The organism is Virgibacillus sp. AGTR (genome assembly GCF_016919725.2).
Lineage (GTDB): Bacteria > Bacillota > Bacilli > Bacillales > Amphibacillaceae > Virgibacillus > Virgibacillus salarius.
Genome location: NZ_JAJERH010000151.1, coordinates 1 through 1,692, shown reverse-complemented (window position 1 = coordinate 1,692; position 1,692 = coordinate 1). Strand labels below are relative to the sequence as shown.

Here is a 1,692-nt window from a genome sequence, read left to right as displayed (position 1 = left end):
TCTCTCAAAACTGAACCAAACAACCAAGTATGTCCTTACAAACCATTCGTAAAGAATGGTTCGCGTTCCGTAATTATCCTTAGAAAGGAGGTGATCCAGCCGCACCTTCCGATACGGCTACCTTGTTACGACTTCACCCCAATCATTGGTCCCACCTTCGGCGGCTGGCTCCAAAAGGTTACCTCACCGACTTCGGGTGTTACCAACTCTCGTGGTGTGACGGGCGGTGTGTACAAGGCCCGGGAACGTATTCACCGCGGCATGCTGATCCGCGATTACTAGCGATTCCGGCTTCATGCAGGCGAGTTGCAGCCTGCAATCCGAACTGAGAATGGTTTTATGGGATTTGCTTGACCTCGCGGCTTCGCTGCCCTTTGTTCCATCCATTGTAGCACGTGTGTAGCCCAGGTCATAAGGGGCATGATGATTTGACGTCATCCCCACCTTCCTCCGGTTTGTCACCGGCAGTCACCTTAGAGTGCCCAACTAAATGCTGGCAACTAAGATCAAGGGTTGCGCTCGTTGCGGGACTTAACCCAACATCTCACGACACGAGCTGACGACAACCATGCACCACCTGTCACTCTGTCCCCGAAGGGAACATCCTATCTCTAGGATTGGCAGAGGATGTCAAGACCTGGTAAGGTTCTTCGCGTTGCTTCGAATTAAACCACATGCTCCACCGCTTGTGCGGGCCCCCGTCAATTCTTTTGAGTTTCAGCCTTGCGGCCGTACTCCCCAGGCGGAGTGCTTAATGCGTTAACTTCAGCACTAAGGGGCGGAAACCCCCTAACACCTAGCACTCATCGTTTACGGCGTGGACTACCAGGGTATCTAATCCTGTTCGCTCCCCACGCTTTCGCACCTCAGCGTCAGTTACAGACCAGAGAGTCGCCTTCGCCACTGGTGTTCCTCCACATCTCTACGCATTTCACCGCTACACGTGGAATTCCACTCTCCTCTTCTGTACTCAAGTCCTCCAGTTTCCAATGGCCCTCCACGGTTAAGCCGTGGGCTTTCACATCAGACTTAAAGGACCGCCTGCGCGCGCTTTACGCCCAATAATTCCGGACAACGCTTGCCCCCTACGTATTACCGCGGCTGCTGGCACGTAGTTAGCCGGGGCTTTCTGGTCAGGTACCGTCAAGGTGCCGCCCTATTTGAACGGCACTTGTTCTTCCCTGACAACAGAGTTTTACGATCCGAAAACCTTCATCACTCACGCGGCGTTGCTCCGTCAGACTTTCGTCCATTGCGGAAGATTCCCTACTGCTGCCTCCCGTAGGAGTCTGGGCCGTGTCTCAGTCCCAGTGTGGCCGATCACCCTCTCAGGTCGGCTACGCATCGTCGCCTTGGTAAGCCGTTACCTTACCAACTAGCTAATGCGCCGCGGGCCCATCTGTAAGTGACAGCTAAAAGCCGCCTTTCAACTTCTCGTTATGCAACGAAAAGTATTATCCGGTATTAGCCCCGGTTTCCCGGGGTTATCCCAGTCTTACAGGCAGGTTGCCCACGTGTTACTCACCCGTCCGCCGCTCGTTCCACAGGCGTCACCTCCGAAGAGGATCTGCCTGCTTCCCGCGCTCGACTTGCATGTATTAGGCACGCCGCCAGCGTTCGTCCTGAGCCAAGATCAAACTCTCCAAAAAAGTTTGTTCATAATTAACACCGTTAATTATGATGTCTTAGCTT

1 rRNA gene is annotated in these 1,692 nt (G+C 53.7%); it reads right to left on the bottom strand.

Features of this window, described 5'->3' with window-relative positions:
- Positions 1 to 83 precede the first annotated feature (83 nt).
- Positions 84 to 1,649, bottom strand: a 16S ribosomal RNA gene (locus tag JUJ52_RS22865).
- Between the last annotated feature and the right edge of the window lie 43 nt (positions 1,650 to 1,692).